Origin of the sequence: Amycolatopsis sp. WQ 127309 (assembly GCF_023023025.1) — a bacterium.
Taxonomy (GTDB): Bacteria; Actinomycetota; Actinomycetes; order Mycobacteriales; family Pseudonocardiaceae; genus Amycolatopsis.
In genome coordinates this window covers 6650391-6673520 of sequence record NZ_CP095481.1, presented here as the reverse complement: position 1 = coordinate 6673520, position 23130 = coordinate 6650391, and the positions used below count along the sequence as shown (strand labels likewise).

General features: G+C 74.0%; 21 protein-coding genes and 1 pseudogene. 12 read left to right on the top strand and 10 right to left on the bottom strand.

Annotated elements, in window-relative coordinates; all coding sequences use genetic code 11:
* Positions 1-16 precede the first annotated feature (16 nt).
* Entirely contained in the window at positions 17-349 is a 333-nt protein-coding gene (locus MUY22_RS30335) for a hypothetical protein (protein ID WP_247050231.1), read from the top strand.
* Between the two features lie 140 nt (positions 350-489).
* Positions 490-732, top strand: a complete 243-nt coding sequence (locus tag MUY22_RS30330) for a hypothetical protein (protein WP_371827503.1) — start codon at positions 490-492, stop codon at positions 730-732.
* A gap of 18 nt (positions 733-750) precedes the next feature.
* On the opposite strand, the gene MUY22_RS30325 is transcribed toward MUY22_RS30330, so the two are convergent.
* Together MUY22_RS30325 and MUY22_RS30320 are read right to left on the bottom strand one after the other, a co-directional pair.
* Entirely contained in the window at positions 751-1254 is a 504-nt protein-coding gene (locus MUY22_RS30325) for an STAS domain-containing protein (RefSeq protein ID WP_247050229.1), read from the bottom strand.
* Between the two features lie 348 nt (positions 1255-1602).
* Complete coding sequence (locus tag MUY22_RS30320) at positions 1603-2754, bottom strand: glutamate--cysteine ligase (protein ID WP_247050226.1); 1152 nt, start codon at positions 2752-2754, stop codon at positions 1603-1605.
* 47 nt (positions 2755-2801) lie between these two features.
* On the opposite strand from MUY22_RS30320, the gene MUY22_RS30315 reads away from it, so the two are divergent.
* Positions 2802-3002: a CDGSH iron-sulfur domain-containing protein gene (locus tag MUY22_RS30315; protein ID WP_247050224.1), complete on the top strand. Its 201-nt coding sequence runs from the start codon at positions 2802-2804 to the stop codon at positions 3000-3002.
* Positions 3003-3004: 2 nt separating this feature from the next.
* Here MUY22_RS30315 and MUY22_RS30310 read toward each other — a convergent pair whose 3' ends face one another.
* Complete coding sequence (locus MUY22_RS30310; RefSeq protein WP_247050222.1) at positions 3005-4000, bottom strand: iron-containing redox enzyme family protein; 996 nt, start codon at positions 3998-4000, stop codon at positions 3005-3007.
* Between the two features lie 142 nt (positions 4001-4142).
* Between MUY22_RS30310 and MUY22_RS30305 the strand changes: the two genes are divergently transcribed.
* Together MUY22_RS30305 and MUY22_RS30300 are read left to right on the top strand one after the other, a co-directional pair.
* The gene (locus MUY22_RS30305) at positions 4143-4616 is read left to right on the top strand and encodes a MarR family winged helix-turn-helix transcriptional regulator (RefSeq protein ID WP_247050220.1); all 474 of its coding nucleotides are present in this window, start codon (positions 4143-4145) and stop codon (positions 4614-4616) included.
* On the top strand, positions 4613-6049 hold the full coding sequence (locus MUY22_RS30300; RefSeq protein WP_247050217.1) for an MFS transporter: 1437 nt from the start codon (positions 4613-4615) through the stop codon (positions 6047-6049). Before MUY22_RS30305 ends, MUY22_RS30300 begins: the two co-directional genes overlap by 4 nt.
* Before the next feature lie 18 nt (positions 6050-6067).
* Here the strand turns inward: MUY22_RS30300 and MUY22_RS30295 are convergent, their stop codons facing one another.
* Positions 6068-6247 (bottom strand): hypothetical protein, encoded by a 180-nt coding sequence (locus tag MUY22_RS30295; protein ID WP_247050215.1) that lies wholly within the window; start codon positions 6245-6247, stop codon positions 6068-6070.
* Between the two features lie 143 nt (positions 6248-6390).
* Here MUY22_RS30295 and MUY22_RS30290 point away from each other — a divergent pair, with 143 nt between their 5' ends.
* The 3 genes from MUY22_RS30290 to MUY22_RS30280 all read left to right on the top strand — a co-directional run bounded on the left by MUY22_RS30290 (position 6391) and on the right by MUY22_RS30280 (position 9438).
* A complete protein-coding gene (locus tag MUY22_RS30290) occupies positions 6391-7386 on the top strand; it encodes an LLM class flavin-dependent oxidoreductase (RefSeq protein ID WP_247050213.1) in 996 nt (331 codons plus the stop codon).
* The gene (locus tag MUY22_RS30285; protein WP_247050211.1) at positions 7383-8654 is read left to right on the top strand and encodes an LLM class flavin-dependent oxidoreductase; all 1272 of its coding nucleotides are present in this window, start codon (positions 7383-7385) and stop codon (positions 8652-8654) included. Before MUY22_RS30290 ends, MUY22_RS30285 begins: the two co-directional genes overlap by 4 nt.
* Positions 8655-8724: 70 nt before the next feature.
* Positions 8725-9438 carry a DJ-1/PfpI family protein gene (locus MUY22_RS30280; RefSeq protein WP_247050209.1) on the top strand — a complete coding sequence of 238 codons (714 nt, stop codon included), beginning with the start codon at positions 8725-8727 and terminating at the stop codon, positions 9436-9438.
* On the opposite strand, the gene MUY22_RS30275 is transcribed toward MUY22_RS30280, so the two are convergent.
* The 5 genes from MUY22_RS30275 to MUY22_RS30255 form a co-directional block, all read right to left on the bottom strand.
* Positions 9435-11186 carry an ABC transporter ATP-binding protein gene (locus tag MUY22_RS30275; RefSeq protein ID WP_247050208.1) on the bottom strand — a complete coding sequence of 584 codons (1752 nt, stop codon included), beginning with the start codon at positions 11184-11186 and terminating at the stop codon, positions 9435-9437. The two genes, MUY22_RS30280 and MUY22_RS30275, sit on opposite strands and share 4 nt — an antisense overlap.
* Positions 11183-12814, bottom strand: coding sequence for an ABC transporter substrate-binding protein (locus tag MUY22_RS30270; RefSeq protein ID WP_247050206.1), 1632 nt, complete (start codon positions 12812-12814; stop codon positions 11183-11185). The genes MUY22_RS30275 and MUY22_RS30270 overlap by 4 nt, the downstream gene beginning before the upstream one ends.
* A 124-nt stretch (positions 12815-12938) precedes the next feature.
* Positions 12939-13934: an ABC transporter permease gene (locus MUY22_RS30265; protein WP_247050204.1), complete on the bottom strand. Its 996-nt coding sequence runs from the start codon at positions 13932-13934 to the stop codon at positions 12939-12941.
* Positions 13934-14875, bottom strand: a complete 942-nt coding sequence (locus MUY22_RS30260; protein ID WP_247050202.1) for an ABC transporter permease — start codon at positions 14873-14875, stop codon at positions 13934-13936. The genes MUY22_RS30265 and MUY22_RS30260 overlap by 1 nt, the downstream gene beginning before the upstream one ends.
* A 750-nt stretch (positions 14876-15625) precedes the next feature.
* Positions 15626-18286, bottom strand: coding sequence for a LuxR family transcriptional regulator (locus MUY22_RS30255; RefSeq protein WP_247050200.1), 2661 nt, complete (start codon positions 18284-18286; stop codon positions 15626-15628).
* 290 nt (positions 18287-18576) lie between these two features.
* Here MUY22_RS30255 and MUY22_RS30250 point away from each other — a divergent pair.
* Both MUY22_RS30250 and MUY22_RS30245 read left to right on the top strand, forming a co-directional pair.
* A pseudogene (locus tag MUY22_RS30250) lies at positions 18577-19524 on the top strand (collagenase).
* Between the two features lie 94 nt (positions 19525-19618).
* Positions 19619-20020 (top strand): ATP-binding protein, encoded by a 402-nt coding sequence (locus tag MUY22_RS30245; protein WP_247050198.1) that lies wholly within the window; start codon positions 19619-19621, stop codon positions 20018-20020.
* A 39-nt stretch (positions 20021-20059) separates the two neighbouring features.
* Here MUY22_RS30245 and MUY22_RS30240 read toward each other — a convergent pair whose 3' ends face one another.
* Complete coding sequence (locus MUY22_RS30240; RefSeq protein WP_247050196.1) at positions 20060-21202, bottom strand: acyl-CoA dehydrogenase family protein; 1143 nt, start codon at positions 21200-21202, stop codon at positions 20060-20062.
* A 163-nt stretch (positions 21203-21365) separates the two neighbouring features.
* On the opposite strand from MUY22_RS30240, the gene MUY22_RS30235 reads away from it, so the two are divergent.
* Entirely contained in the window at positions 21366-22475 is a 1110-nt protein-coding gene (locus tag MUY22_RS30235; RefSeq protein ID WP_247050194.1) for an LLM class flavin-dependent oxidoreductase, read from the top strand.
* Positions 22472-23122 carry an alpha/beta hydrolase gene (locus MUY22_RS30230; protein WP_247050192.1) on the top strand — a complete coding sequence of 217 codons (651 nt, stop codon included), beginning with the start codon at positions 22472-22474 and terminating at the stop codon, positions 23120-23122. The genes MUY22_RS30235 and MUY22_RS30230 overlap by 4 nt, the downstream gene beginning before the upstream one ends.
* Positions 23123-23130: the final 8 nt, after the last annotated feature.

Sequence of the window (23130 nt, the reverse complement as noted above, 5' to 3'; positions counted from 1 at the left end):
GTGAAAGCGGGCACCGGTGGACGACGAGCAGACCGATCCGCACCCGGCGGGGAGCGCGCACCGGGCCTGGCCCACACGTCACGGCGGTGGCTACCCGCTCGGCTGGCACGTCCGCTACCGGTTCCGCGGCCGCGTGGGCCGCGCGCGGTCCGCCTCGTGCGCGACACCGGTGTGGCACGAGCGGCTCGGGACCGTCGCCGGGCGCAGCCTGCGCGACGAGCACACCAGCACCACCTGGGTGCCGGTCCGCCCGCAGGGCTCCGCCACCGACACGCCGGTCAGCCTGGTCCGGGCCACCGACATCCTCGACGCGCGCCCGCCCGGTCCCGCCGACCGGGACCGGACCTGAGCTCCCACCCGTTCGCCGGCCCAGCCCGCCCGCGCGGAGGACTACATTGGCGGGTCCGGGTGCCGGTGCACAGCCGGCGGCCCGGAACCGCCCCGGCCCCCGGCGGCCGGCACCCACGTGGCCGACCGAAGGGGCCCGCAATGACAGGAACACCGGACGCGATGACCGCGGATCCGTTCAACCTCGACGACGGGCAACGGCGCCGGGCCGCCCGCGTGGTCGCGTCGAAGGCGCACGACGCCGCCGACTGCGGGCTGCTGCTCGCCGTCCTCGGCCTCAGCCCCGCCGACGGCCTCCCCGCGGTGGACGTCCCGGCGCAGGCGACGGAACCGACGCACCTCCTCGGCCGGCGGCCGCACACCGCACAGCCGAGGAGGCGGTGAGCGGACGCCTTCGTCCGGTCATCGCGGCGCCGCGATCGCCGCGGCCCGGGACGCGTGGACGACCAGGCGTTCGTGCATCCTGGTGAGCTCCAAGGGCCGCCACGTCGCGCGGGTCGTCGAGACCAGCCGCAGGTCGGTGGCCGGTCCGGCCCGGTGGTGCGCGTCGAGCAGCACCTCCAGCCCGGCGGTGTTCAGGAACCGGACGAAGGACAGGTCCACGACGATCCGCCGCGGTGTCCGGGCGAGGGCCTCGTCGAGGGCGTGCCGGAGCATGGGCGCGGTGCTGAGGTCGACTTCGCCGACCACGGCGACGACCAGCGTCCAGCCGGACCGCTCCACGGTGATCGCCAGGTCGTGGTAACGCGGCACCGGCGGCTCACCGCCACCGGAGGCGGTGAAGACCGCGTGGATGACACTGTGTCCGTCACGGTCGCCACGGTTTCCGGGGACCGGCGGCGACGCCGGTGCGGATTCCGGCAGCGGACGGCGGGGGCGGGGGAAGTCGAAGACGTTGGGTTTCACGATCGGAGCTCCTGACCGGCCGCTCCGGTGCTCACCGCGGCCGCCTTCGGTGGGTTCGTCGCGAGGCGGGGACTGGGCGCTCCGGCGCTGGTACGGCTGAATCATACCCCGCGACCGGGCGCGGAGGAGTCCTTTGAGGACAGTCGACCGTGGTGACCGACGCCCGCCACGCACGATCCGGATCGGCTCGGGGCGTCCTCTCGACGGCCCGCCGCTCCCGGTCCATCGTCCGCACCGGGTCCGGCGGCGCCCAGGGTCACGCCGGGCTGCCCCGGACCTCGGCTCCGCAGTCACCCCACGCGGGCCACCGGCGCACTGTCCCTTGTGGACAGTGCGAAGCGTCGGCCGTCACCGGGGAACCGGGGCGTGCTCCGCGCTCCGCTCCCCCGCCGCCGGGCCGGTCACCGGTTCCGTCAGCAGGCCCGCCAGCTCGTCGACGACGGCGGTGAGGCCGCCGGCGGCCGCGGTCGCGCGTTGCCGGGCGGCGCCGCCGGCCAGCACCGGGGGCAGCAGCGCGTCGACCGCCAGGACGTCCCCGGTGTCCTCCAGTGCCGGGCGGACCCGGCGCAGCAGGGCCGCCAGCAGCGTGCGGGCGGGCACCCGGCGGCCGCCGATCGTGTCGATCCCGTGCCCGTGGATGCCGTAGCGGGCGGCCGACCACAGGGCGCCGGCGGCGAGCTGGCCGTCGACCTCCGGGGCTTCGCGGCCGAGGGAGAGGTCGTCGAGCGCGGCGCGGACCAGGCCGCGGACGAGGGCGGCCTGCAGCAGCGCCCCGTCCGGCGACGCCGCGACGTCGGCGACCCGGACCTCGACCGTCGCGTACCGCGGTGAGGGCCGGGCCGCCCAGAACGTCATGCGCTCGTCGACCAGGACACCGCAATCGACGAGCTGGTCCAGGCACCGCTCGTAACCGGCGAAATCACCGAACCGCGGCGGCACCCCGCCGCCGGGGAACCGGGCCTGGTCGATCGTCCGCCAGCTCGCGTACCCGGTGTCGCGGCCGTGGTGGAACGGCGAGTTCGCGGACAGCGCCAGCAGCGTCGGCAGCCACGGGCGGAGGTGGTCGACCACCGCGACGGCCAGGTCGCCGCCGGGCACGCCGACGTGGACGTGACAGCCGCAGGCCTCGTAGTCCGCGAACGCTCCCTGGTAGGTCCGGGCGACGAGCCGGTACCGGTCGTCGCCGGTGGACAGCACGGGCGGCGGCCCGGCCAGGACCGGCGTGCCGACGCCGACCGCGGCCACCCCTTCCGCCGCCGCCGCGCGCGCGAGCGAGGCGCGGCTCGTGACCAGTGACCGGGCCGCGTCGGCCAGGCTCGTCAGCACCGGGGTGACCGCCTCGACCTGGGACTCGTACAGCTCCGGCTTGATCCCGCCGGCGTCGCCGTCCAGCCGGGCGAGCACCGCGGCCGCCGTCGGCACGGGACGCCGTGACCCCGTGTCGACGACCAGGAACTCCTCCTCGACGCCGATCGTGGTGCCCGGGCCGCGGGCGGTCATCGGGCGCCCGCCGGTTGGGCGCCGGCGCGCCGGGGTACCCGCCGCCGATGGAACACCAACCCGCCCCGGCGACCATCACGCCCTACGAAGACGGGCCGCTGCTGGTCCGCGGCGACGTCGAAATCCGGTCTCAGGACGGCGAAGTCCTGCGCCCCGGCGGCACCGTCGTCGCCCTGTGCCGGTGCGGCCGCTCGGCCGTGAAACCGTTCTGCGACGGGACGCACAAGGTGCCCAGCCGCGGAAAGTGACCTCACGCCGCACCGGAGAGCGCGCGGGTGCGCAGGCTCGGTGACCCGGCCGCCCAGCGCTCCAGCAGCCGCGCCCCGAACTCGGCCTCCACCGCCAGCGCGCACGCGGCCCCGAACAGGACGTCCCCGGCGGCCTCCGGGTGCTCCGCGACGTAGCTGCCGCACAGGTCGTGGGCCGCGATCTGCTCGTGCACCGCGTCGGCCTCGACGTGCTCGTCGAAGAAGCGGGTCGCCACCGGGTCACCGCCGAGGCGGCGCAACCCGTTGCCGTAGCGGCGGTTCGGCAGCGACGACGTCATCTCGAACGCCGCGAGGTGCCCGAGCGCGGCGCCGAGCCAGCGCCGGTTCATCCCGAACAGGGACATCAGGTTGCTCACCGCCAGCGTGACGGCCGGCACGTCGTCGACGAAGTGGCCGTAGGTGTCGTCCAGTCCCAGTGACCGCATGGTCGTGCGGAACAGCTCCGAATGCATGCGTTCCACGCGCCCGCCGCCGTACTCGTCGGCCTGGATCTCGACCAGCGCGGCCTTCGCCCGCCCGCTGAGGCGCGGGATGGCCCAGCTGTGCGGGTCGGCCTCCTTGAGGTGGTACACCGACCGGTGCGCGACGAACTCGCCGAACTGCGCGGCGGAGGCCTTGCGCTGCAAGAACTTCGCCAGCGGCGGACCGTCGTCGGCGGCGACCAGCCGGGCCAGCGCGCGCGGGACGCCGGCCGGGTCGGTGGCGACCGGCTCGACGAGCTCGGTCAGCCCGGTGAGCCACCGACTTTCGAGGTCTTTCCGGAGGGCGTGGAGCGCGAGCCCGCCGTCCTGGTCCGGTTCGAGGTCGTCGAAGCCGCGGTAGCCGAGCTCGTAACAGATCCACAGGGACAGCTGCAGGTCCTCGTCGTGCACGGCCGGCTGGGCGGGCCCGTGGTCGAGGTCCTCGGCCGGGGTCGCGCCGCGCAGGAGGCGGACGACCTCCTCGCTGACGGGCCCCCGGGTGGCGGGCAGGCGCATCGGACCTCCAGATAGGTTCAGGAAATCTCCGGATACCCCGTGATCGCGCACCCCACGCCTCGGGGCGCCGACCGGACGTGAGTGTCGAGGACCACAGTATTTAGCTAACCTAGTTAGTAACTTCTTCAGTAGTCTTCTTGTCATGACTTCCTGGCACGTCGACGCCCCGGGCGTGGGCAACGCGGTGATGGAGCGCCTCCAAGAGGTGGGCGCGCTGACACGCGTCATCGAGAAACGGCTCAGCGGCGCCCTGGGCGTCAACCCCACGGACCTCGCGGCGATGGAGCACCTCGCCGGCGAAGGCCCCTTGACCGCGAAGGAGCTCGCGGACCGGCTGCGGGTCTCGACCGCGGCGAGCACACACATCGTGGACCGGCTCGAGCAGGCCGGGCACATCACCCGCCGCCCGCACGCCACCGACCGCCGCAAGGTGCTCATCGAGCCCGTGCCGGAGTCGACGACGCGGATCTTCGGGCACCTGCACCCGCTGCTCAGCGGCGTCGAGGACCTCGTCGGGGCGCTGAGCCCCGGCGAACGGGACGTCGTCGAGAACTTCCTGGCCGGTGTCGTCCGGATCTACACCGGGACCGCCGATTCCCTGGGGAGCACCGCATGACCGGGAAGAAGACGATGTGGTGGCTGCTGGCCACGGTCCTCGTCGTCGAGCTGATGGACCTGCTCGACTCGACGATCGTCAACGTGGCGGGCCCGGCGCTGGAACGCTCCCTCGGGGCGAGCCCGGTCGGGCTGCAGTGGGTGATCGGCGGGTACGCCCTGACGCTCGGCGCCGGGCTCGTGCTCGGCGGGCGGCTCGGCGACCGGTACGGCAGGCGGCCGATGTTCCTCGCCGGTCTCGCGGCCTTCGCGCTCGCGTCGCTGCTGTGCGCGCTCGCGCCGAGCACCGGGCTGCTGATCACCTTCCGGCTGGTCCAGGGCGTGGCCGGGGCGATGATGCTGCCGCAGGGGCTGGGGATCCTGCGGGACAACCTCACGCCCCGCGACCTGACCAAGGCCCTCGCCGTCTTCGGCCCGGTGCTCGGGCTCGGCGGTGTGCTGGGCCCGGTGCTGGGCGGCGCGCTCGTCGACTGGGACCTGTTCGGCCTCGGCTGGCGGCTGGTGTTCCTGGTCAACGTGCCGATCGGGCTCGCGGCGTTCGTGCTGGCCCGGCGGCTGGTGCCCCGCGGCGGCCGGACCCGGGGCCTGCGGGTGGACGTCGCCGGGGCCGCGCTCGTCGCCGGGGCCTCCGCGCTGCTGGTCCTGCCGCTCAACGAGGGCCAGTCGTCGGGGTGGCCACTGTGGACGTGGCTTTCCCTGGCCGCCGCGGCGCTCGGCTACGTCGCGTTCGCCCGGTGGCAACGCCGGATCGTGCGCCGGGACCGCACTCCCCTGGTCACCCCGACGCTGTTCGGGAAGTCCGCTTTCACCGTCGGGCTGGTCGCGATCGCGCTGTTCTTCGGCGGGCTGATCGGCACCCAGCTGGTGCTGACGTTCTTCCTGCAGCTCGGCGAGGGCTTCACCGCCGGGCAGGCCGGGCTGGGCAACCTCCCGATCGCGCTGGGCACCGCCGTCGGCGGCGGCATCAGCGGCGGGCTGCTGGCGGCCAAGCTCGGTCGGCGCGTCCTGCAGGCCGGGGCGGTCGTCCAGCTGGCCGGGGTCGCCTGGCTGTGGTTCGCCCTGGCCGGCGACGGCGCCTTCACGATCTGGCGGATCGTGCCGGGCAGCGTCGTCACCGGAATCGGCGCGGGCATCGTGATCGCGGCGGTCTTCACCACGGTCCTCGGCGCGGTCGCCGACGACGAGGTCGGCTCCGCCTCCGGCGTGCTCTCGGCGGTCCAGTCGATCGGCGGCTCGGTCGGCGTAGCGGTGTTCAGCACGGTGTTCTTCGCCGGCGCCGTGGCCGGCCGGGTGACCGAGAGCTTCCGCGACGCCCTCGTGGTCCAGGCGCTGGTCATCGGGCTGTTTCTGCTGATCTCCCCGCTGTTCCCCCGCCGGGCCCGCCCCGACGAGGCCGAGCTGCCCGCCGAGCCCGCCGAGGTCGTCGCCCCCTGAACCAGGCTGCCGTGTGCCTCAGCTTGCCACGATCCTCCAGAACGTTTCGCGTTCGCGCGCGCTCAGCGGCACCCTCGGCACGTCGGCGTCCGGGCGTGGGAGCGGGACGACGGTGCCGAGGTCGTACGGCCCGGCCGGGGGTGTCAGCACCCAGCCGAACGCGGTGAAGGCCCTCGCGAAGGCCCGGAGGATGCGCATGGCGACCCCTTTCCCGCCGGCAAGCCGGATGCGGGTCATTGTCGGCGCGGCGGCGGGCGCCGGACAGGCCGTCCACATCCTGAACGCGCGTGCGGCCGGGTTCCGGAGCCGATACCTGTGGAAGGGAACGAAAAGGGGGGTTCATGACCAGCCTGCACCTCGCGGTGGAACTCGACGGCGACGGCGCGCGGGTGTCTCCGCGCGCACTGGCCGACGCCGTCACCGCCGCCGAATCCAGCGGCTTCACGCTGGTCACCTTCGACGACTCGCCGCTCCCGCCCGGCGGCGGTTTCCGGCTCGACGCCACCGGCCGCGCCGCCTACGTCTCGACCCTGACCGACCGAGCCGGGCTCGCGGCGACGGCGAACGTCACGACGGCCGAGCCGTTCCACCTGGCCGCCCAGCTCGCGAGCCTCGACCACGCTTCCCGCGGCCGCGCCGCCTGGATCGTCGCCGCGGACGGCTCCGCCGAAGCCCTCGCCACGATCGGCGGGAGCAAGCTCGGCCCGGCCGCACTGCACCGCGAAGCCGCCGACGTCGTCGAAGCCGTGCGGCGGCTGTGGGATTCCTGGGACGACGACGCCGTCGTCAAGGACGTCGCGACCGGCCGCTACCTCGACCCGGACCGGGTGCACCACGTCGACTTCACCGGCGCCACGTTCTCGGTCAAGGGCCCGCTGATCACGCCGCGGCCACCGCAGGGGCGGCCGGTCGTGCTCGCGCCCGACGACCTCGCGGAGGCGGTGCGCCCCGACGTCGTGCTGATCGGCGGCACGGGACTCGAGGACGTCCGGCGCCGCGCCCAGCGGGCCCGCGAATCCGGCGCGCCGCTCGTCTTCGCCGAGGTGGAGGTCCTGCTCGACACCGACGTGCCCGCCGGCCGCCGGCCGCACGATCGGCTGCGCTACACCGGATCCGCGGCCGGCCTGACCGAGCTGCTGGGCTGGCTGGCCACGAGCGTCGACGGCGTCCGGCTGCACGCGGGCGTTCACACGACCGGCCTGACCGCGCTGATCGAGGAGGTGCTTCCGGCTTTGCGCAAGGAAAATCTGCTCGTCCCCCCGCAGTCCGGGGCGACGCTGCGCGCGTCGCTCGGCCTGCCGCGCCCGGCGAGCGTGTTCGCGGCGGGTGCGGCATGAGCGCCCGGCTGCACCTCGGGGTGTTCTACACCGGCGTCGGCCCGCAGTTCCTGTGGGACGACCCGGCGAACGCGGACCACACCGCGATCGAGACGTACGTGGCGGTCGCGCGGACCCTGGAGCGGGGCCTGTTCGACGCCTTCTTCCTCGGCGAAGGCCTGCGGGTGCGGGAGAACCGCGGCCGGGTGCACGCGCTGGACGTCGCCGGCCGCCCGGACGCGATCACCCAGCTGAGCGCGCTCGCCGCGGCGACCAGCCGGATCGGCCTGGTGGCGACGCAGAACACGACGTACAACTTCCCGGCCGACCTCGCCCGCCGGCTGTCCACATTGGACTTCCTGTCCGGCGGCCGGGCGGGCTGGAACATCGTCACCACGGACAACGCCTGGACCGGCGCCAACTTCCGCCGCGGCGGCTGGCTCGACCACGAACGACGCTACGAGCGGGCGGAACAGTTCGTCGAAGCGGCCCTCGCGCTGTGGTCGGCGACCGGCCCGGTCGCCCGGCACACGGACCTCGTCGGCCTGCGGGCGACGCCGACCGTGCCGCCGAGCCCGCAGGGCCGGCCGGTGCTGTTCCAGGCCGGGGACTCCGCCGGCGGCCGGGAGCTCGCGGCGAAGTACGCGGACGTCGTCTTCTCGGCCAACACGGCCTACGACAAGGCGCTCGCCTACGCCGAGGACCTGCGCGCCCGGCTCGCCCGCCACGGCCGGCCCGCCGACGCCGTCCGGATCCTGCCCGGGGCAACGGTCGTCCTGGGCGACACCCCGGCGGACGCGGCGGAGCGCGCGGAGGACATCCGGCGCCGGCAGATCTCGCCGCAGCGCGCGGTCGCGTTCCTGGAGCAGTACTGGGGCCAGGACCTCTCGGCCTACGACCCGCACGGGCCGCTGCCCGACGTCGAGCCGATCGACGGCGAGCTGGACCCGTCCCGCGGCACGATCTCGATCGCCGACCGCACCGGCAAGCTCGACCGGATCCGGCAGTGGCGCGAGCTCGCCGAGGCGAAGAAGCTGTCCATCCACCAGCTCGTCCTGGAGGTCCAGCCGCGTCAGCACGGCTTCGTCGGCACGCCGGGCCAGGTCGCCGACGAATGGGCGCGCTACGTCCGCACCCGCGCGGTCGACGGCTTCAACATCAGCCCCCACCTGGTCCCGGCCGCCCTGGACGACATCGTCGACCGGCTGGTCCCGGAACTGCAGAACCGCGGCGTGTACCGCACGGAGTACGAGGGGACGACGCTGCGGGAGCACCTGGACCTGGTTTGACGCCGGCGGGAACCGCGGCCCCGCCGCGCACGACCTGTGGGATGAGAACTTCGACCACGGGGAGAAACACATGGAACGCAGGGACTTCCTCCGGGGGTCCGCGGCCTCGACCGGGGCCGCGGCCCTCGGCGGCCTCGCCACGGCCGGGACGGCGGCCGCCGGTCCGGCCCGCTCCGGACCGCTGGAGGTCCGGGTCCTGGTGTACGACGGCGTCGAGGAGCAGGACGTCATCGGTCCCGTCGCCGTGTTCGGTCACGCCGGCCACGCGGGCGGCGAGGTCCGGCTCACCCTGGTCAAGCCCGGCGGTCCCGGCGAGGTCGCGGGCACGTTCGGGACGAAGCTCGCCGTGCCCGGCACCTGGGAACCGGCCGCGGGCGACGTCCTCGTCGTCCCCGGCGGCGGTTATGCCGCGAAGGACGGGCCCGGCGTGAACGCCCTGATCAAGCAGCCCGGCGTGCTGCGCGGCCTGGTTCGCGCGCAGCGGTCGGGTGTCCTGGTGGCCGGCGTCTGCACCGGCGTCATGGCGCTCGCCGCGGCCGGCCTGACCCGCGGGCGCCCGTGCACCACCCACCACCTCGCGAAGGCGGATCTCGCCGCTCAGGGCGGCCAGGTGGTCGACGCCCGCGTCGTCGACGACGGGGACCTGGTCACCGCGGGCGGCGTCACGTCCGGGCTGGATCTCGCGCTCTGGCTGGTCACGCGGTACCTGGGCGCCGCGGTGGCCGTCGGGGTCGAGTCGGTGCTGGAGTACGAGCAGCGCGGCGCGGTCTGGCGCCGCTCCTAACGCAGCAGGCGCCAGGCTTCCCGGCGCAGCCGTTGCGCGTCCGGGTCGGCCACCGGGGCCGCCGACAGCAGCCGGCGCGTGTAGGCGTGTGCCGGTGCCGTCAGGACCTCCTTGGTCGGGCCCTGCTCGACGACGTGGCCGCGGTGCATCACCGCGACGCGGTCGGCCAGCTGCTCGATCACCGCGAGGTCGTGGCTGATGAACAGGCACGCGAACCCGAACTCGTGCCGCAGCTCGCGCAGCAGGTCCAGGATCCGGGCCTGGATGGTGACGTCGAGGGCAGACGTCGGCTCGTCGGCGACCAGCAGGTCCGGGCGCAGCGCCAGCGCCCGCGCGATGCAGGCGCGCTGGCGCTGCCCGCCCGACAGCTCGTGCGGGTAGCGCGTGCGCAGCGACGGCGACAGCTGGACCGCCGACAGCAGCTCGACGACCCGTCCGTCCACTTGGGACGATCGCACGGCCTTGTGCAGCCGCAACGGCGTCGCGACGCTCTCCCCCACCGTCGTGCGCGGGTTGAGCGAGGACAGCGGGTCCTGGAACACGACGCCGATGCGCCGCCGCAACGCCTTCGCCGCCCGGCCGCGCGCCCGGGTGATGTCGACGTCGCCGATGCGGACCGAGCCCGCCGTCGGCGCGAGCAGGCCGGTGACGGCGCGGGCGACCGTGCTCTTCCCCGAACCGGACTCCCCGACCAGGCCGAGGACCTCCCCCGGCTCGACGTGCAGGCTCACACCTTCGGCGGCGTGGACGGCCATCGCCCGGAACCGGCCGCGGTAGGTGACGGCGAGATCTTCCACGCGCAGCAACGGTGTCTCGGCCGGGACGTCCGGGACCGACGCCACCGCCGGGTGTCCGGCCGCCGCGACGTGTCCCGGCGAGACCTCGATGTCGGCCGCCAGCGCCCGCTGGAGCCCGGTCGTGGCCGCGGTGCTGAGCGAGACGACCGAGCCGAGCAACTGGCGCGTGTAGGCCTCGGCGGGCGCGGTGAAGACCGTCCGGACGTCACCCTGCTCGACGACGACGCCGTCGTGCATCACCACGACCCGGTCGGCCAGGTCGGCGACCACACCCATGTCGTGCGTGATGAGCAGGATCGCCGTGCCGAGCCGGGAGCGCAGGTCCCGCAGCAGCTCGAGGATCTCGGCCTGGACGGTGACGTCCAGGGCCGTGGTCGGCTCGTCGGCGATCAGCAGCTTCGGGTCGTTGGCCACCGCCATGGCGATGACGACGCGCTGCAGCTGCCCGCCGGACAGCTCGTGCGGGTAGGAGCGGAACCGCTCGCGGGGCGCGGGCAGCCCGACCAGGCCGAACAGCTCGATCGCCCGTTCGCGGGCCGTCGCGGGTGTCAGCGGCTGGTGCGTCCGGATCGCTTCGACGAGCTGGTCGCCGATGGTGAACACCGGGTTGAGCGCGCTCATCGGCTCCTGGAACACCATGCCGACGTCGCCGCCGCGGACCTCCCGCAGCTCGGCCGGGGCCATGGCGTAGAGATCGCGCCCGGCCAGCTCCGCGCGGCCGGACACCTTCGCCGTGGGCGGGAGCAGGCCGAGCAGGGACATCGCGGTGACCGTCTTGCCCGAGCCGGACTCCCCGACCACCGCGACGACCTCGCCCGCGTGGACGGCGTAGCCGACCCCGCGGACGGCTTCCACGTCACCGAAGGAGACGGCGACGTCGTGCAGCGACAGCAGGGCCTCGCCGGCCGAGCCGGCCGGACCGACCGGCTCGGCCGGCGAGGCCGCCGTCACGAGACGATCCCGAACTTGCGGTAGTCGACGTAGGCCGGGAACTTGCCGATCTCGACGTCGCCGACGTTCGACCCGTGGAGGAACGAGTTGCGGTTGTAGAGCAGCGGGACCACCGGCGAGTCGGCGAGGATCTTCTTGTCCAGCGCCGCCCACTTCTTGCCGGCCTCGGCCGGGTCGATGGTGGCCTGCGCCTCGGCGATCAGCCGGTCGACGTCGGGGTTGCTGTAGCGCGACTCGTTGTACCCGCCGTTGCCGATCTCGGTCGACTGGAACAGCGGCTGGATGTTCGCGTTGGCCGACGGGATGTCCGGCTGCCACGAGGTGAGCGTCAGGTCGTAGTCCGACAGGCCCTTGGTGTCCACTTCGGACGTGTAGGTGTCCTCGTCGAGCGGCTTGATCGTCACCTTGATGCCGGCCCGCGCCAGCGAAGCCTGGATCGCCGCGGCCTTCTCCGGGTAGCCGTTCTCGTTGTGCGTGGCGAGAACCAGGCCGTCGAGCCCGTTGGGCAGGCCCGCCTCGGCGAGCAGCTGCTTGGCCTTCGCCGGGTCACCCGACGGCGGCGCCGGGTAGAGGTCGTACTGTTCGCGGCCCTGCAGGCCGGGCGTGATCAGCGTCGTCGCGACATCGCCGGCGAGCTGGGCGTTGCCCGCACTGGCCACCTGGTAGGCGGCCTTGTCGACGGCGTACTGGAACGCCTGGCGCACCTTCGGGTCCACCAGCTTGCCGCGCTGGGTGTTGAGCGAAAGGTACGACAGCGCCCCGGATTCCGACGTGACGAGCCGGGCCTTGGCCGACGGGCTGCCCTGGATCTGCGCCAGCTGGGCCGGCGAGGCGAAGGACATGCCGAAGGCGTTGCGGTCCTTGCCCGTGTCGTCGATCAGGCGCTTGGAGATGACGCTGGTGTCCTGCCCGAGCTCGAAGTCGACGGTGTCGGCGTTCGCCTTGCGCGTCGGGTCGGTCGCGCGGTCCCAGTTCGGGTTGCGGACCAGCTTCGCGGACTTGCCGCGCTCGTAGCTCTGGATCTGGTACGGGCCGGACGCGATCGAGTGGTCACCGTAGTTCGCCTCGGCGCCCTTGCCCTTCGGCACCGGCGAGAACGCCGGGGTGCTGGCGACCCAGTTCCAGTCGCCGTACGCGCGGGCGAGGTGGAAGACGATCGTCTTCGCGTCGGGCGTCTGGATGGAGTCCAGCTCCTTGCCGCCGTCGAACGGGCCCTTGTACGCCAGGCCCGGCGAGAGCAGGTCCTTGTGGTAGGACAGGCCGCCGGAGAACGCGGGCGCGAACGAGCGCTCCAGGCCCCACTTGACGTCCTCGGACTTGATCGGCGTGCCGTCGCTGTACTTCAGGCCGTCCTTGAGGGTGAACGTCCACGTCTTGCCGCCGTCGCTGGGGCGCCCGGTGTCGGTGGCCAGGTCCGGCACGACCGTGGTGTCCTTGCCCGGCGCGACGTCCCACGACGTCAGCCGCCGGTGGACCAGCCCGAGCGTGGTCACGACGAGGTTGGAGCTCTTCGCCGGGTCCCAGGTGATCGACGGCGCGTCGTTGAGCAGGACCAGGTCCCCGCCCGGCTTGACGGAACCGCCTTGGGTGGCGGGCGTGTCGTTGGCCCCGCACGCCGTCAGCAGCATGACGGCCGCCGTAGCCCCCGCGACGAGCCTCAGCTGTGACAACCGGGGCTTCGCCCCGAGCCGGGGGCTCCGCCACCCGGAGCCCCCGAAAAGCTGCCCATGTCCCCGTTTCATCAATTCCCCTTCAGACGAGGCGGGCTCGCGGATCGAGCGCGCCGTAGCAGAGATCGACCAGGAAGTTCAGGAAAGTCACCAGCAGCGCGGAGAACAGCGTCACGCCGAGGAGCACCGGGAGGTTGAGCGAGGAGATCGCGTCGACCAGCAGCCGGCCGACCCCGGCCATGCCGAAGATCCGCTCGGTGATCACGGTGCCGGCCAGCAGCGAGCCGAGGTCGACGCCGAACACGGTGACCACCGGCAGCAGGACGTTGCGCAGCGCGTGCCGGCCCACCACCTTGCGCTCGGTGAGGCCCTTCGCCCGCGCGGTGCGGATGTAGTCCTCGCCGAGGGTCTCCAGCATCTGCCCGCGGGTCAGCCGGGCGTAGATCGCGGCGTGCAGGAACGCGAGCACCAGCCACGGCAGCACGAGGTGCCACGCCCACTGCGCGGGATCCTCGGTCAGCGGCACGTACCCGTTCTTCGGCACGACGTCGAGGGCGAACGCGAAGATCGTGATGCCGATCATCCCGGCCAGGTAGGCGGGCATGGACACCCCGGCCATCGCGGCGGCCATCGTGATCCGGTCGACGGCGGACCCGCGGCGCAGCGCCGAAAGCACGCCGAGCCCGACGCCGAGGACGATCCAGATCACGGCCGCGCCCAGCGCCACCGAGAAGCTGACCCCGATCCGGCCGCCGATCTCGCTGAGGACGTCGACGCTGTTCTGGAAGTCGTAGCCGAAACACGGCGCGGTGCAGTGGATCGCGGAGACGCCGGTGCCGAACGTGCGGCCGCCGAAGATGCCGCCGAGGAAGTCGAAGAACTGCTGGTACCACGGGCTGTTGTAGCCCATGAACTCCCGCGCCATCGCGAGGCTCTCCGGCGAGCACGGGCGGCCGCAGGCCATCCGGGCCGGGTCGGCGGGCAGGACGTAGAAGACCACGAACGTCACGAAGGCGACGACGAACAGGACCAGCAGCATCCCGGCGAACCGGGTCGCGACGAAGCGGGCGGTGCGCATCAGGCCGCGCCCCCGGACCGCGGGTCGAGCGCGTCGCGGATGGCGTCGCCGACGACGTTGAACGCCAGCGTGATCAGGAACAGCAGCAGGCCGGGGAAGACGAGGTACATCGGGTCCGTCTCGAAGAAGTCGATGGCCGTGCTGATCGTGCGGCCCCAGCTCGGGGTCGGCGGCAGCACGCCGACGCCGAGGAACGACAGCGCGGCTTCGCTGCCGATCATCGACGGGATGGACAGGCTGGCCACGACGATGATCGGCGCCCACAGGTTGGGCAGCAGTTCCTTGGTGAACACGTGCCACGGCCCGCCGCCCATCACCCGCGCCGCGGCGACGAAGTCGCGTTTGCCGAGGGTGAGAGCCTGGGACCGGACGATGCGCGCGACGCGCGGCCAGCCGAAGAGCCCCAGCACGACGACCAGCGTGAACTGCCGTGGGAAGTCGACCGGCAGCACCGCGCCGAGCGCGATCATGAAGATCAGGTACGGGAAGCCGAGGATGACGTCGGCGGTCCAGGTGACGAGCCGGTCCCACCAGCCGCCGAGGTACCCGGCGCTGACGCCGATCACGACGCCGAGCGCGGTGGCCAGCACGGTGGCGCCGAGCCCGACGAGCAGCGACGTCCGGGCCCCGTGCGCGGCGAGCGCGAAGAGGTCGACGCCGGTCAGCGGCTCGACCCCGAACCAGTGCGCGCCGCTGACGCCGCCGAGCGTCCCGGCGGGCAGCCCGGTCGGTCCGAGGGTGGCGATGTCCGGGTCCAGGCTCTGCCCTTCGGCCAGCACGAACAGATCGGCCGCGGCGGCGAGCAGCACGATGAGGACGATCAGGACCGCACAGGTGGAGGTCCACCACCCGGAACGGACGGCACGCCACACCGCGGACGGCAGGGAACGCGCCGCGACGGGCGAGACACCGCTGGCGGGTGTCGGCGGAGGGTTGGCCACAGCACCTTCAAGTTCAGCCGATCGAGTGACGATCAGGGACCTTAAGGAAGTTCGCGGTGATCGCCCCACTGTCTCACGATCTGGACGGGAAGTAACCCGCACTTGCGGTGGTTTCCTGGCGGTTTGTGACCTGGTGACCGATTTTCTGTCCACCACGCGGACGTTGTCAGGCACGGGTCCCGCTTCCGCGGCGCGGCCGGTCCGGCGCTCTCACGCTCCAGCGGCTCCCGCCGCGAGTCGACTCGCGAGTCCGACCGTGCCGTGTCGGCCGCTCCGGCCACCGTGTTGGCCACACCGGTCGCCGTGTTGGTCACTCCGGCCGCCACATTGGCCGCTCCTGCCGCGAGGCGACTCGCGTGTTGACCTTGCCGTGTTGGCCGCTCCGTCGCCATGTTGACCGCTCCGGCCGCGGTGGCGGCCCTTCCGATCACCATGTTGACCACTCCGGCCGCCGTGGCGGCCGCTCCGTCGCCACGGTCGCCGCTCCAGTCGCCGCGTCGGCCGCTCCAGTCGCCGCATTGGCCGCCCGATCGCCGTGGTGGTTGCTCTGCCGCCGTGGTGGTTGCTCCGCCGCCGTGGTGGTTGCTCTGCCGCCACGTTGGCCGCTCGGGGTCGCGTGGCAGCCGCTCCCCGGTCACCACGTCGACCACTCCGGCCACCACGGCGGCCGCTCGCGAACGACCGAGTGCCCGGCAACGGCCACCCCGCTGACCGGAACGACCGGCACGGGCACCGGACACAAACCGCGGCTCAGGTGTGCGCCTCACCCAGCAACGCCCGCCGCGACCGCACCCCGGTCTTCTGCATCGCGCGGGCCACGTGGTGCTCCACCGTTCGCTGGGACAGGTGCAGTGTCTCCGCGATCGCCCGGTTCGTCAGGCCCCCCGCGGCCAGCTCGGCTATTTCGTGCTCTCGCGGGGAAAGACCGTCGTGGTAGGACGGGCGGCCTCGGTAGCGGCCCGGCGGGACCTCGGCCGCCCGCAGGCGGCCGCGGACGCGGGTGGCGTCCCACGCCGCGCCCAGGCGGGTGAACGTGTCCAGCGCCGAGGCGAACCGGCCGGCGCCCTCCTGCGTCAGGGCCGCCGGGTAGGGCGCGGGCAAGCGCGCGAACAGGGCCGACGCTCGCTCGTACAGACCGCTCGCGGCCGGATCGTTCGTGTGGTCGGCCAAGAGGGCCCGGGTCCACAGCAGTGCGGCGGCCGCCGCCGGGCTGTCGTGGCCGCGCAGGCCCCGGCCGAACTGCGCCACCGCCGCGACGGCCCGGTCGTGGTCACCGGCGGCGAGCCACGCCTGCACGGCCGGCGGGGCGAGGCGGGCCGCCCAGACCCAGATGTCCTTCGCCGCGATCGACTCCCAGGCTTCCTCCACCGCCGTCACGGCTTCGGCCGTCCGGCCCTGGGCCAGGTCCATGCGCACCCGCGCCGCGACGGCCGTCGCGTCGTACGGCACGAACGCGAACCCGCCCCGCGCGGGCCAGATCTCCTCGGCCTCCGCCCAGTCGCCGCGGGCGAGGGCCAGCTGGACCAGCACCAGCCGCGCGTCGGCCTGGACACCGGCGTCGGACAGGCTGCGCCGGCTCCGGTCGGCCAGCCCGTCCCACGCGCCGCGCTCGAAGTCGAACAACAGCCCGGTGCCGCGGTCGCACTGCTCCAGGAACGGCGAACCCAGCACGGCCGAGCACTGCCGCGCCCGCTCCAGCAGCGCCTCGGCGCCGCGGAAGCGGCCCGCGAAGACCGCGGCGACGGCGGTGTTCGTCAGGCCCCGCGCGAGGTATTCGTTGTGCCGCACCTCGAACTCGGCCTGTGGCACGCGTGGGCGGCCGGGGCACCGCCGCCCGCACGCCACGTCCAGGGTGATCCGCGTCGACTCCACCGCCGCGCGCGACGTCTCGTCACCGGCCCGGGCGGCGACGTCCTGCGCGCGGGCCAGCCAGGTCTCGTGGTCCGCGCGGGCGGCGCCGGCCTGGAACGGGTTGGCGAGCGCCGTCATGGCCCGGACGAGCAGGGCCAGCCGGTCACGCAGCTCCGTCGCGGCCCGTTCCAGCTCGGCCCGGCCCTCGGCCTGGTTGAGCTGGTTGTGCAGCAGCAGCCCCAGTTCGAGGCGGATCTCACCGCGCACGCCCGGGGCGAGACCCGTCTGCCCGACGATCTCCCGCAGCACGGCCACCGTGCGCGGCGACGGCAGCGTCAGCACGGCGTTTCGGGACACCCGCAAGGCCAGCCGGGCCCGCACGTCCTCGGCGATCTCCGTGGACGCGAGCACCGGCCGCACGGTGTCGATCACCGACTCGGGGTCGCCGAACGCGGCCGGGTCGCTCGCGGCGCGTTCGACCGCGCGCAGCCAGCCCCGCGGGGACGCGCCCCGGCGCCGGTGCTCGGCGACGTGCACCCACGGCACCGGCCGGCGGCGGCACAGCACGTCCGCGGCCCGCAGGTGCAGCCGCCGCCGCTGCGCCCCGGCCAGCCGCGCGCGCACGGCGGCCGCGGCGAGCGGGACGGCGAAGTCGCACGAGCCGCGCTCGTCTTCGGTGAGCAGCGCGGCGGCGACGGCCTCGGCGACCGCCCGCTCGCCGTCGCCGGGCGCGAGACCGGCCGCGCTGCCCAGGTCCGCGCCGCTCGCCGGGCCGCCGAGCACGGCGGACACCGCGGTCACGGCCCGGGCGTCCGGCGACAGCGCCGCCAGCCGGCCGGCCGTCAACTGCGCCAGCCGGGCCGGGACGCCGGCCGCGTCGACGTCGGCGAGCGAGAACGGCTCCCCCGGCGCGCCGGCGTCGGCCAGCAGGTCGAGCAGGTCGGCCACCACCTGCGGGTTGCCGCCGGAGAGCCCGGCGATCCGCGCCACGACCTGGCGGGAGCAGCGCTGCGGACCCAGCCGGTCGTGCACGGCGTCGCGGACGCGGTCGCCGTCCCAGCCGGCCAGGTGCTCGTGGCGCACCACGACGGCCGACGGCAACGCGAGTCCCGCGCCCAGCGGCAGCGCGGGGTCCGCGAGTTCCTCCGGACGCGCGGTGACGACCGTGACGCAGCCGCCCCGCGCGCGTTCCACCCAGTCGCGCACCAGGGCCACGAACCCGGCCGGCGCGCGCTGGACGTCCTCCACCACCAGCAGCGCGGGCACCTCACGCGCCAGCCGGTCGCGCCACTCCCGGACGTCGTCGCGCAGCGCCGGGTCGGGCGGCGGGCCGACGCCGGACGCGGACCGCACGACGAGGCTCCCGGCCGAGGTGAACGACAGGTCCAGCGACGACACCGGCGCGGCGCGCGCGAGAGCGACCAGGCCCGCGGTCCGGACGGTCTTGCCCGTGCCCGCGGCCCCGGTGACGTGCAGCAGCAGCGGCCGGGCCTGGTCCCCGGCGAGGGTCCGCCGCACGGCCTCGGCCACGAGGTCGCCCGGCGCCGTGGGCGGGCTCATCGGCGCAGCCTAGATCGGCCGCGACACCCGCGCACCGAACGAAAGGCGGGGATTTGATTGGGTATCCGTAGTTTCGCCGGCGCGCATGGTCACCGGCCGGACGGCGGTTCAGGATCGGTCCCGCAGCGTCCCGGAGCCGGCGGAAGACCCCGTCCCCCCGATCCGCGACCGGGCGGCCCCGGACCTGCCGGCACGACGACGTCACCGCGATCCGTGCCCGGGTGCGGTGCCCGGTCCCCGAGCCGGGCACCGCACTCCCTCTCCTCCCCTTCTCCTCTTGGAGCACGTCCATGAAACGCATGGCACCGGGCCTCGGCCTGAAACGCGCCGCCGTCCCCACCCTCGCTCTGTGCGCGACCCTCACGCTCGTCACGGCCCCGCCGGCGTCGAGCCTCACCGCCCGGCCCGGCGTCCCGGCCACCACCACCGCGGCCCACCCGTTCGGCCCGGCCGCCGACATCGGCACCGCGGTGACACCGGCGAAGGCCGCCGTGGACGTCCTGCCGGTGACCCGCTCCTGCACGACGTCGCTGCGGATCCGCGCCCAGGCCATGACGGCCGCCCAGCTGTCCGCGACCTGCACGAGCCTCACCGGGCAGGACGGCTACTTCCACCGGCTGGTGAGCGACAGCGGGCCGGTGGCCGGCGACAAGAACACCTCGCTGGAGGTCGACGTCTTCAACTCGCGGGCCGACTACCAGTACTACGCGCCGTCGATGTTCGGCGTCAGCACCGACAACGGCGGCGTCTACCTCGAGGGCAACCCGGCCGCGACGGGCAACCAGGCCCGGTTCGTCGCCTACCGCGACGACACGAAGCCCGCGTTCGAGATCAAGAACCTCAACCACGAGTAAACCCACTACCTCGACGGCCGCTTCGACCTGTACGGCGACTACCAGGCCAACATCGCCACGCCGACGCAGTGGTGGATCGAGGGGCTGGCCGAGTACGTCGGCTACGGCTACCGCGGCGTCTTCAACAGCCAGGCCGCCACCGAAGCGCCGAAGCGGACGTACGCGCTGAGCACGGTCTTCGACAACGCGCCCGGCAACGACCAGACCCGCACGTACGTGTGGGGCTACCTGGCGGTCTGGTACATGGTGGAGAACCACCCGGCCGACGTCACCAAGCTGCTCGGCTACTACCGGACCGGCGCCTGGACGGCCGCGCGCACCTTCCTCAAGCAGACGATCGGCACCCGGTACGACACCGACTGGTACCGCTGGCTGCTGACGTGATGACCGGGTTCGAGCACGCCGGGCGAACCGGCGTGCTTGAACCGGCCGCGGAGTGGGTACCTCCCGGCGTTGCCGAACCACGAGGGGGACCCGGGTGACGTCCGACGACAGGTACGAAAGCCCACTCACCGCCCAGGCCGCGGTGCACTGCGACATGAGCCTGACCGACCGGGACGACCTGCCGCAGGCGCACCAGTGGACCCGGGCCGTGCTGGAGGGCCGGCTGCCGGGCATCGACCAGGACCGCGTCGTCGACGTGCTGCTCGTGCTGGACGAGCTCGCCTCGAACGCGCTGCTCCACGGCGCCGGCCGCCGCCGGATCGGGCTGACCGTCGACGAGGAGCACGCGCTGCTCGAGGTCGTCGACGAGAGCACCCGCCCGGCCATCCCCGACGGCGGCCTCGGGCTGCAGCTGGTCAAGTCGGTCAGCGCGAGCTGGGGCCAGCAGGTCCGCGACGGCCGCAAGACCGTGTGGGCGCGGGTCGCGCTGAGCTGAGCGCGCTCGCGCGTTCGGGACGGCGGACGCGCTGAGGGTTCAGCCCAGGATCGAGCGGCCCAGCCCGGTCAGCACCGCGTCGTCCTGCGGGGTGTGGACGCGGCTGCACAGCACGTCGCGGTAGTGCCGCTGCAACGGGTTCCCGTGCGTCAGGCCGGGATTTCCCGCCAGCGCCACCGCCTGCTCGACCGCCTCGATGAGCAGCCGGGTCGCCAGCACCTTGGCCACCCCCGCGTGGGCGATGGCGTCGGGAGCACCCTCGTCCACCCGGGCGGCCAGGCCGAAGAGGATCTCCTGGGCGCCCGCGATCCGGGCGGCGATCTCCCCCACCCCGGTCTGGAAGCGCGGCAGCGTCGACAGCGGCTTGCCCAGCCCGCTCGGGACGCGCTCGCGCAGGAACCCCGTGAGCCACTCGAGAGCATTCCTTGCCACACCGAGGTAGAGCGCCGGGAGGGCCAACGGAAACGTGAGCACCGGCGGCCGCTGAGTGTCCGGTGTGGACAGTCCGGCCGTGGCACCCGCAGGTACCGGGACGTCCGTGAACACGACGTCGTGGCTCGCGCTCGCTCGCAGACCCAGGTGGTCCCACGTCGGCTCGATCGTGATGCCCGGGGCGTCCGCCCGGATCAAGAAGCCCCCGACGCGGGGTTCGGGCTCGTCGGTGCGGGCCCAGACGATCATCCAGCGCAAGCCGACCGAGCCCGTCGAGTAGATCTTGCGGCCGGTCAGGCTCCAGCCGTCCGCTGCGCGGCGGGCGATCGTCGCCGGCAGGCCGCCGCGGGTCGGTGAGCCCAGTTCCGGCTCCACGCGCAGCGCGTTGATCAGGACCGGCCGCTCCGCCGACTCCGCCAGCACCTCGCGGTAGACGTCGTCGGGCCACGACGGCGTACTCGCCTGGCCGGCGTGGACGAACAACGTCATCGCCGTGACCAGCGCGACCGACGGGTCGCCGCGGCCGAGTTCGGCCAGCAGCCGGGCCGTGTCGAGCACGCCCGCGCCCGGGCCGCCGTAGCGCGGGTGCACGGTCGTCGTCAGCAATCCCGCCGCGTGCACCAGTTCGACGCCCTCGTGCGGGAACGTCGCCTCGCGGTCGTGCTCGCCGGCGCGCGCGGCCAGCCCGGCGACGATCGAGGGCAACGCGGCCAGGTCGGGCGCGGGCACGGTGGCGACGCTCGTGGTCACGAGTTCCTCCGGAGGGGTCGGGTGCGGCGAGACGATAAGCCGCCCGGCGCGCCCGGGGCCAGGGGCGTCCAGCAAATGGACACCTGGAGATGCCCAATTGACAGCGGCGGTGCTCGTGCCGTTCCCTGACGCCTGCGTTTGTCTTGCGGCGAAAGGAAAGCAGATGCCCGTCGAGTTCGTCGGCATGATCGGCACCCGGGACGCGAGCGAGACCCGGCCGGCCAGGGGGCCGGTCATCGACCCGGCCTACGTCCGGCGGTTCGCCCGCGCCCACGAGGACGGCGGCTTCGACCGCGTGCTGATCGGCTACGGCGCGGGCTGGCCGGAAGGCCAGCAGGTGGCGGCCTACGCGGCCGCCCACACCGAGCGCCTCGGCCTGCTCATCGCCCACCGCCCCGGGTTCGTCGCGCCGACGCTCGCGGCGCGCGCGTTCGCCACCCTCGACCACTTCAGCGGCGGCCGCGTCGCCGTGCACACCATCACCGGCGGCAGCGACGTCGAGCAGGCCCGCGACGGCGACTACCTCGGCAAGGACGAGCGCTACGAGCGCACCGACGAGTACCTGGAGATCCTCAAGCGCTCCTGGACGTCCGGCGACGCGTTCTCCCACCACGGCAAGCACTACCGGCTCGACGACTACACCCCGCAGGTCCGGCCGCTGCAGAACCCGCGGATCCCGGTGTACTTCGGCGGCTCCTCGGAAGCCGCCTACCGGGTCGGCGGCAAGCACGCCGACGTCTTCGCGCTCTGGGGCGAGCCCCTGAAGGAAACGGCCGAGCAGATCGCCGCCGTCCGCGCCGCGGCCAAGGCCGCCGGCCGGCTCACGCTCCCGGGGATCAGCGTGTCGTTCCGCCCGATCCTCGGCCCCACCGAGGACCTCGCCTGGGAACGCGCGCAGCGGATCCTCGACACCATCACCGCCTCCGGCGCGGCGAAAGCGGCCCGCGAGTGGCGTGACGGCGGCACGCCGACCAACGTCGGCAGCGTCCGGCTCCTGGCCGCGGCCGCGAAAGCCGACCGCCACGACCGTGCACTGTGGACACCCACGGCCACGGCGACCGGCGCCGCCGGCAACTCCACCGCGCTCGTCGGCACCCCCGAAACGGTCGCCAAGGCCCTGCTGGACTACGTCGACATCGGCGTCACCACCCTGCTGATCCGCGGCTACGACCCGCTGGACGACACGATCGACTACGGGCGGCACCTGCTGCCGCTGGTCCGTTCGGAGCTGGCCCGCCGCAACCGGCAGCCCGCCACGGCGGCCGCCGTATGACCCTGGCCGAAGCGATCCGCTGGGCCCCGGCCGCGGGCGTCCCGGTCCGCGGCACGGTGGTGCTGCTGCCCGGGCGGGGCGAGCACCCCGCGCACTACGCCCGGCTCGGCACGCGGCTCGCCTTCGACGGCTACCGCGTCACCGTCCCCGAAGCCGACCTCCCGGTGAAGGTCACGGCGGGCCCGGGTCCCGTCGTGCTGCTCGGCCACGACACCGGCGCCGTCCGGGCCCTCGACCTCGCCGCGAAACTGCCGGTCGACGCGGTGATCGCCAGCGGGCTCCCGCTCGGCGGTTCCACCGGCTGGGACGACGAGCTGGACGCGCGGACCGCGTGCCCGGTCCACCGCGCCCTGCTCGACGCCGACGACCGGTTCGCCCCCGGCGAGCTGCACCCGCCCGTCACGAGCCCGCTCGCGGAGCCCGCGGTGCCCGTCCTGGTCCTGCACGGCGAGGCCGACAAGGTCGCCGGCCCCGAGGCCGCCCGGGCGTACGCGGCGAAGCTGCCGGAGGGCCGGTTCGTGCTCGTCGGCGGCGGCCGCCACGACGTGCTCAACGACGTCGACCACCGCAGCGTCGCGGCCGAGATCGTCCAGTTCCTGGAATGGCTGCGGGCCGGAACGGGCACACCGGCGCTGGTCCGGGGATGATGGCGGGC

Coding starts and splice junctions, on each gene's coding strand:
- MUY22_RS30285 (WP_247050211.1), top strand. CDS start 7,383: ATGAGCGCCCGGCTGCACCTCGGGGTGTTCTACACCGGCGTCGGCCCG.
- MUY22_RS30305 (WP_247050220.1), top strand. CDS start 4,143: ATGACTTCCTGGCACGTCGACGCCCCGGGCGTGGGCAACGCGGTGATG.
- MUY22_RS30310 (WP_247050222.1), bottom strand. CDS start 4,000: ATGCGCCTGCCCGCCACCCGGGGGCCCGTCAGCGAGGAGGTCGTCCGC.
- MUY22_RS30315 (WP_247050224.1), top strand. CDS start 2,802: ATGGAACACCAACCCGCCCCGGCGACCATCACGCCCTACGAAGACGGG.
- MUY22_RS30320 (WP_247050226.1), bottom strand. CDS start 2,754: ATGACCGCCCGCGGCCCGGGCACCACGATCGGCGTCGAGGAGGAGTTC.
- MUY22_RS30330 (WP_371827503.1), top strand. CDS start 490: ATGACAGGAACACCGGACGCGATGACCGCGGATCCGTTCAACCTCGAC.
- MUY22_RS30270 (WP_247050206.1), bottom strand. CDS start 12,814: ATGCTGCTGACGGCGTGCGGGGCCAACGACACGCCCGCCACCCAAGGC.
- MUY22_RS30290 (WP_247050213.1), top strand. CDS start 6,391: ATGACCAGCCTGCACCTCGCGGTGGAACTCGACGGCGACGGCGCGCGG.
- MUY22_RS30265 (WP_247050204.1), bottom strand. CDS start 13,934: ATGCGCACCGCCCGCTTCGTCGCGACCCGGTTCGCCGGGATGCTGCTG.
- MUY22_RS30280 (WP_247050209.1), top strand. CDS start 8,725: ATGGAACGCAGGGACTTCCTCCGGGGGTCCGCGGCCTCGACCGGGGCC.
- MUY22_RS30235 (WP_247050194.1), top strand. CDS start 21,366: ATGCCCGTCGAGTTCGTCGGCATGATCGGCACCCGGGACGCGAGCGAG.
- MUY22_RS30230 (WP_247050192.1), top strand. CDS start 22,472: ATGACCCTGGCCGAAGCGATCCGCTGGGCCCCGGCCGCGGGCGTCCCG.
- MUY22_RS30300 (WP_247050217.1), top strand. CDS start 4,613: ATGACCGGGAAGAAGACGATGTGGTGGCTGCTGGCCACGGTCCTCGTC.
- MUY22_RS30295 (WP_247050215.1), bottom strand. CDS start 6,247: ATGCGCATCCTCCGGGCCTTCGCGAGGGCCTTCACCGCGTTCGGCTGG.
- MUY22_RS30255 (WP_247050200.1), bottom strand. CDS start 18,286: ATGAGCCCGCCCACGGCGCCGGGCGACCTCGTGGCCGAGGCCGTGCGG.